Genomic DNA, 6869 nt, shown 5'->3' with positions numbered 1-6869 from the left:
TATCCGGCAACCCGGCCAGCTCCCGCAGCCGGCGGATAGCGATTTTCAGCGTCACCCCTTCCGTTTGTATCACCCAGTCCAGCACCGATCCCGCTGCGCCACAGCCAAAGCAGTGATACAGGTTCTTAGCAGGCGATATCACCATTGAGGGCGTTTTCTCGTTATGGAACGGACAGCGCAGCACATAATCCTCACCGCGTTTTTTCATCGGACGGCCTTGCTTACGCGCCAGCCCCAGTAACGAGACGGTTTGCTTTAAGCGGGCTAAATCGGTATCGGGAACGCGGGTCATCAGTGACCTCCTGTAAAAACCTGTCAATAGGGTTTGGATAAAAATAACTCGACAATCATATACTACAGCTGGTAGTATTTACAACAGTAAGATGTAAAACATGTTGTAGATTAGGGTCATTCAGTCACTTTTTACATCGGTAACAACGACTATGGCCGCCTCCATCAGTAGTGAAGAACAGGTATTTATGATGACGTTAGGTCAGCGGATTTCTGCCCTGCGTAAACACGCCGGACTTACACAAGCGCAACTGGCTCAGGCACTGAACGTTTCTCAGCAAGCGGTTCAGTCATGGGAAGCGGGCAGAAGACGGATCCAGATCTCTGTCCTGCCTGAGATAGCAAAGTTACTTTCTGTTTCACTGGAAGAGCTGTTCGGCGAAGAGAGCGACACGATCCCCCGTAAACGGGGACCGGCTTCACGGCTTGAGCAACAGATACAGATTATCAGCCAGTTGCCCCGCGCTAAGCAGAAGCTGGTTTCAGAGATGCTGGATGCGGTAATTGCACAGGCACAACAGTAAAAGACAGACAGCTAAGAGAAAGGATTTTTTTACGCGGATGGAGCAGGCGGCAACCTGCCACAACCGCTAACCACAACCAACTAAGCAGGAGTTGATTTATGGCTAACCGCGATTGTAATGCAGATTTAGCGATTTCAAAAGCCCGGCGCAGCTATAAGGTGGGGTATGCCCGCACCCGCCACGAAGACCGCAGCACCGGTATGACCCGCTATTACAGCCAGCACCCCAGTTTACATCTTAAAGGTAATTGGCTGGAAGAAGCGGGCTTTGTGACCGGGCAGCCAGTGCAGGTCAGTGTTGAGCACGGGCAGTTGATTATCCGGCTCGTTGAGAACGGCTAACCGTTAAAGGGAAAATCCCAGCGCTTGGCTGGGATCTTAACGCTATTTATACAACCTTAATTAGCAAAGCCTCACTTGTTACTCTGCTTGCTGATCCATTTTATAACGCACTGATTCTTCCTTTGCTAATTCTAGCCACTCATCAAAATTATTAAGGCTCCCTCTATCTTCCCACCCAGTTGACGCAAAAGCATGGATAAAAAATACTTTTGGATCACCTGAGACATCAGAGCCATCAAAGCAAGCAATATCATCAGAATAAGATATTTTTGCAAATGGTATGAGTTGCCTTTCTGGAAATTGCGTATTCATTTCAGACAACCAGTATTTAGCGAACTTTTCAAATTCGCACAAAAACCACCAAGGTTCTAAATCCAAAATAGATTCTTGAGTTACTATTTCCAAAAAATGCGATGGAAAATTGAATCCTTTTGGTAGCTCTTCTGGTGAATATAAGTAACATGACATAATAAATTAATCCTTTGATTTTCCAGTTATTCTAGGGGGAGCATCAGAACCATAGGGGTTATTTTTACTAAAACCACCAGTTTGCTTATTAATCCGTCCTGTTATTGCCTCTCCCCAAGTTTTAGGCTCAAGTCCTCTTCTGGGGTCAGAAAACCTGATTGATTCTGCTGGAGTTAATTTATCATCGAAGCTGCGAACATTAGCCTTAATATCAATACCCGCTTCTCTCGCAGCAGTTATACGAGTGTTATCCATACTGGTAAATTTCCCATCAGGCATTTTTACAACATCAACAGGGTCCCCTTTCCAACCATTTTTTTTCATACCTGAAACAAGATCATCATAACTGTATTTCACACCACTTCCTCTTTCGGTTTTATTATATGAAACCGTGTTCTGTGAGAATCTGATTTCATTAGGATTAAACGTCGAGATGTTACCTGTCGCACCTTTTGACGCATTATTAGGCTGATTTGCAGATGCGTTATTTCCTTTTGCTCCCACATTAGCAGTTTGGTTAGGCTGTACTTGAGTAGCTTCCCCCGGGACGCTTTTATCAACATTATTTTTTGATGATACAGATGATGGCTTCGCCTGGATCTTATTACTGGCTGCTCCCCCAATAGCTCCGACCGCAGTCTCCAGCAACAACAGGTTACGCTGCTCTTCCTTCACGTACTGCGCCGCATCCGCCTTGGATAACCCGGCGTTTTCCAGCTCTTTTTGGCGCAGTTCCGTGTTAAAGAACCCGGAGAGGGGTCCGCTGCCGCCATTTAACCAGCTGCTCTGCTCTGAACGCCCTAGCTTGTCATTGGCACGGTATCCCGATACCGCCAGTTCTTTACCCAACTCATGGTTGATGAATGCCAGTTCTTCGCGGCTTAACTCGCCATTCAACGCCATCTGTTTCAGGCTGTTGATGGTCGCATCACTGGCCTGCCGGTACTCTGTCCAGACTCCTTTACGGCAGCTGTCATCCTGACACGATGCCAGTTTACCGCGCATGTCCTCCACTGACGGCAAGCCTTTATCCAGAATGCGCTGGCTCAGCTCCTTAGCCTTGCCGCACGCTTCCGGTGACATCGTGCGGCAATCACCCAGATTTCGCGAGGCCAGCGCATTATTCTCCACCGCATTCTTCCCGGTCTGGGCCCCGGTGACGGCGCTGCCGCTGGAGTCACCGGCAATGCCGCCGGCCAGACCCGCCGCCAGGGTGGAGAGGGTGCTGATGGTCTGTTTTTCCTCTTCACTTAAGTCGCTGACTTTAGCATTTTCGCCGTGAATATGCTTCATCAGTTCTCGGGCGGCCAGTTCACCGCCTGCCGCGCCTGTTGCCCCCGCCAGCGCATTGTTACCACTGACTTCGGCGGCCACTGCCCCCAGAATGGCATGGGCCAGAGTATTGGTGACGACATCGACTTGATGAGTTTTCGGGTCGGTGGTCAGGTCTTTAATCACCCCGGCCAGGTAAGGAGAAGCGCCACCTGCCAGTGCCTGACCGATATTTCCACCCGCGAGCCCCTGAATGGCCGCGGTAGCCGCCTGTAAAGCAGTGTGGTATTTCCCTCCGGTGCCCAGACCAGACTCATTCAATGCCGCGTTATAGGCAGTCTTGTAAATCTGGTCTTTAATAAGCGCCGGGGTGATGTCAGTTTTACCTTTATCCTTCAGTACTTTTATAGCCGCTTCTCTATCCGGGTCACTGATGTTCTCCAGTTTGGCGTGGGCTGCTTTGGTGGCGATAATGGCTCCTTCGGTGCCGGCGATATCAATCACCTGCGCACTGATTTCGCCAATCAGTTGGGCCTGTTTCAGCCGTTGCTGCTCTTTCTCTTTGTCAAAGATAGGGCTGAGGGCATTGTTAGCATAGTCGGTATCCCGGCTGAGGGTGGTGACATCCTGTTGCTGGTTGTCTTTATCCCGGATAATCAGGGTGCCGTCACTGACCGCGGCGTGAGTGGTGCTTTGGTCATGGCCTTCCCGGTTAGCGCCGCCCAGGGTATTGGCTGCCAGATTACTGAGAATCATGCCGCCTGCTGAACCCCCCGTGCTGATACTCACGCTATGGTGTTCGGTTTTAAAATCTGCTTTGTTTTTGATATCGCCAAAGCCCAGCGTGCCGGTATCGAGGGTGTTTTTGTCTTTGTCTGCGGTACTGGCAATGACTGCGCCATCAAGCTGAGTATGTTCCCCCACTTTGACCTGATAGCCGCCTTTGCCGGCAAACAGTCCGGTTTGCTCCTGTACGGAGTCAAAGTTGCTGTGGATTTTGTCGCGGCTGGCGCTGAGGTTCAATGAGCCGCCCGGTTGTGGACCGAGAGTAACACTGACACCGGCACTGACGTTCTGCTGCTTCATATCGTAGCGGTTGCTGTCCTGCTCGCTGCTGAGTGTCAGGTGGCGTTTGACGTCGGCAGTAATCTGTTCGCCGCTGACCTGAGCGCCTTTGAGCGTGGCATCCCGGCCGGCGTTGAGGGTGACAGTTTGCCCCGCATCCAGCGTAGTTTCATTATGGCTGACGCCGTTACCGCTTTCACGGCCTTTGCCGTGGTTGGTGCTGGCGGAGAGATTGATTCCCGTGCCCCCCGGTCCGGCAGTGAAACCGACGCCCAGTGAGCCACCGCGACTGCTGTTTTTGCCGGTGGTCTGTTCGGTGTTCTGGCTGGATGAGAGCTGGATATCCCGGCTGGCATTGAGTTGCAGGTCTTTGCCCGCCTGCAACTGGCCGCCCTGAATGCGGATATCGCCGTGCTGGTTTGGTGTGCCGGAAGCGGTGAGGGTGAGATTATCCCCGGTCATCAGGCTGCTGCCCTGTTGAGTGGTCTGGTGCTGTTTCAGTTCTGACCGGGAGGACTGGCGGCCGTAGGAGAGGTTGACGCCCACCAGATTGTTGTTGGCTTTGTCGTCACCGCCTTTAGCGTCGGCCAGACGGGCAGCCTGGACTGCCTGTACCCCGCTAAGGGCGGCCTTGGTGCCCTGTAAGGCTTTGATACGGCTGTCACTTTCATTGTTAGCGGTTTGAACCGTTTGAACGGCGGAATTCAGGGCTCCGCCTGCGGTGCCGGATAGTGCCACGGTCAGGCCGCTTTGTTTCTGTTCGGTTTTGGTGATAGCGGTGTGACTGTTTTCCGCACTGGTGATGTGAATGTTTTGGCCGGAAAGTTGCGTATCGCGGCCCGCCACGACATCACTGCCGTGAATGTTGAGCTGTTTTCCGGCGCTGAATGTCACACTGCCCTGGCTGCTGCCGACCGTGCTGCCTTTGTTGAGGTTACTGTCGATATCGGTAGTGGATTTTTGGCTGGCTTTGCCGACGGAGAAGCCGATACCGCCGGTCCCCATCAGACCGGATTTTTTCTCTTGTTTGAAGTGTGTTTCATGACGGGCTTCATCCGCGGTGGTGATAGTGAGCTGATTGCCTGCGGCCAGATTAACATCCTGAGTGCCAGCCACGTTACTGCCGATGATGTTGAGGTCATTCCCGGTTTGTAGGGTTACGCGGTCGCCGCTGAGCGTGGTGCTTTGTGCCCGGCGTTCATGCACCTCATCGTGGGTTTCGACGGAGGATTTGGAGAGTAAGCCTTTACGGGTCTGTTTGCTGTGTTCTGTCAGGTCTGATGAAGCAGTACCCACTTAAATGTGAACGAATGTTTCCTGTAATTCTTCATACAGAATTTCCCCCTACTTGTTGGGTGTCCAACTTTCGGGGAGGCAGTTCACATGGCTGGGATATCTTGCAGATTAGTCATTATATTTGAAGTCTATATTGAGCTTCATTTTTTCTACATCAATTACAACAATACAACCGGTCCAATGTGGTTTTTGCTTTGAATGAATGTTCTCTACAAAAAACTGTCTCAATGAGACTAGTAGTTCTCTCAATTTTTCATTTGTTAATCCACCATTATCTTTAGGTGAAAACCAACGGATTTCGTCATTAGCATCCATGTAATCATATTTAAATTGACAATAGTCACCTTCAGGAGATAACTCCGTATCCATAATAATTTTTTTCGCATGATCCGGAGCTGCGTTATATAACAACTGTCCTATCTCGGCATATATTTTATCGTCCAAACTCACTTCTTACCTCCTGGAACATTTTTAATGTTTATTTCTATTGGCCTTCCGTTATCTACCGTATAGCTGACATCAAAACTGCTAGGACGGTTACTATTATCACTATATCTAGGCTGTATTTTCACATCAACCCTCTTACCTGCCTTTAGTTCTTTAGCCCAAGAATTCTCCATCTGCTTCCAGGCACCTTTATTTAAGTTTCCATCCATAGGAACAACATTTAATCGCTCGCCTGGGCCACCAAAAATACTGGCGATTAAATGCCCGCCTTCATCTCCCGGATTACCACATTTACCTGCTTTACATTGCTGATAAGTATTACGGTCATTCTTGGATAAATGTAGTGAAGTTTCGATATGGACTGGCCTGCTTAATCCATCTGTATGATAAATTTTCTCCCCGCTTGCATGTCTTACATGATAAATTTTATTGGGTTCAGGCTTATTCAGTACCTTACTCCAACCACCTTTCTTACCTTGTTCAATAAGTACAATGTCTTTCTCTGCGGTAGCTAAATTTGATTTATTAACTTGCTGATTATGAGCAGCATTAGTGCCTTTTGTACCCGTATTGCCTGTGTCTTTTGTCGCAGGCTTCTTCCCGGCTATCCCTAGTCCAATTATCCCGCTACTGCCGCCCACTTTCGGCATTACACCAAACTGCTCTGCGAACTCCTTGCCTTCAACAACCTTCTTTACCACATCTGGCAGCGACTGGTAAATCGCCTGGGCACTTTCCGCATTCTCCGCCTGCACAAAGCGGTTTAACTGTGCCATCTCCTCACTACTGAGACTGGAGAAGAAAGAAGTCCGGTTCAGGCCACTGGCGACGTCTGTTCCCGAGTTCATCATTTCCCAGACGGATACCACACAGCCCGGATTATGGGAGCAGTTATCCGCGACACCTTCCTGACGATTTTTCTCGCTACGCTCCTTAAACTTGTCGTAAATCGTCTGCTTGTTTGCGCCAGTCTTTTCTGCTTCCAGCAGTTCCTCTTTCAGTTCGTGGACATCTTTGGCCGTCAGGAAATTATTCTCCACCGCATTCTTCCCGGTCTGGGCCCCGGTGATGGCGCTTCCGGTGGAGTCACCGGCAATGCCGCCGGCCAGCCCGGCCGCCAAAGTAGAAAGAGTGCTGATGGTCTGTTTTTCCTCTTCACTTAAGT

At 50.0% G+C, this 6869-nt stretch carries 7 protein-coding genes; 2 read left to right on the top strand and 5 right to left on the bottom strand.

The window, feature by feature from the left end; all coding sequences use genetic code 11:
- On the bottom strand, positions 1-292 hold a 292-nt coding region (locus AACQ38_RS23185; RefSeq protein ID WP_242685674.1), incomplete at its 3' end, for a CHC2 zinc finger domain-containing protein.
- A gap of 151 nt (positions 293-443) precedes the next feature.
- On the opposite strand from AACQ38_RS23185, the gene AACQ38_RS23180 reads away from it, so the two are divergent.
- Together AACQ38_RS23180 and AACQ38_RS23175 are read left to right on the top strand one after the other, a co-directional pair.
- Positions 444-815, top strand: a complete 372-nt coding sequence (locus tag AACQ38_RS23180; protein WP_041379902.1) for a helix-turn-helix domain-containing protein — start codon at positions 444-446, stop codon at positions 813-815.
- 98 nt (positions 816-913) lie between these two features.
- A complete protein-coding gene (locus AACQ38_RS23175; protein WP_165579185.1) occupies positions 914-1156 on the top strand; it encodes a SymE family type I addiction module toxin in 243 nt (80 codons plus the stop codon).
- A 78-nt stretch (positions 1157-1234) separates the two neighbouring features.
- On the opposite strand, the gene AACQ38_RS23170 is transcribed toward AACQ38_RS23175, so the two are convergent.
- The 4 genes from AACQ38_RS23170 to AACQ38_RS23155 all read right to left on the bottom strand — a co-directional run.
- A complete protein-coding gene (locus AACQ38_RS23170; RefSeq protein WP_112872321.1) occupies positions 1235-1624 on the bottom strand; it encodes an SMI1/KNR4 family protein in 390 nt (129 codons plus the stop codon).
- A gap of 6 nt (positions 1625-1630) precedes the next feature.
- Positions 1631-5257 carry a hemagglutinin repeat-containing protein gene (locus AACQ38_RS23165; RefSeq protein WP_445260637.1) on the bottom strand — a complete coding sequence of 1209 codons (3627 nt, stop codon included), beginning with the start codon at positions 5255-5257 and terminating at the stop codon, positions 1631-1633.
- A gap of 108 nt (positions 5258-5365) precedes the next feature.
- On the bottom strand, positions 5366-5707 hold the full coding sequence (locus AACQ38_RS23160; RefSeq protein ID WP_165579184.1) for an immunity protein YezG family protein: 342 nt from the start codon (positions 5705-5707) through the stop codon (positions 5366-5368).
- A partial coding sequence (locus AACQ38_RS23155) for a DNA/RNA non-specific endonuclease (protein ID WP_242685673.1) occupies positions 5704-6869 on the bottom strand: 1166 nt, incomplete at its 5' end. The genes AACQ38_RS23155 and AACQ38_RS23160, both read right to left, overlap by 4 nt.

Source organism: Photorhabdus sp. RW14-46 (genome assembly GCF_963887965.1).
Taxonomy (GTDB): domain Bacteria; phylum Pseudomonadota; class Gammaproteobacteria; order Enterobacterales; family Enterobacteriaceae; genus Photorhabdus; species Photorhabdus laumondii.
The sequence above is the reverse complement of the archived record's forward strand: the minus strand, read 5'-3'. Positions and strand labels throughout refer to the sequence as shown.

What these genes read in the sequence shown, in the direction of transcription:
- AACQ38_RS23170 (WP_112872321.1), bottom strand. Translation starts at nt 1,624, where the DNA reads ATGTCATGTTACTTATATTCACCAGAAGAGCTACCAAAAGGATTCAAT.
- AACQ38_RS23175 (WP_165579185.1), top strand. Translation starts at nt 914, where the DNA reads ATGGCTAACCGCGATTGTAATGCAGATTTAGCGATTTCAAAAGCCCGG.
- AACQ38_RS23180 (WP_041379902.1), top strand. Translation starts at nt 444, where the DNA reads ATGGCCGCCTCCATCAGTAGTGAAGAACAGGTATTTATGATGACGTTA.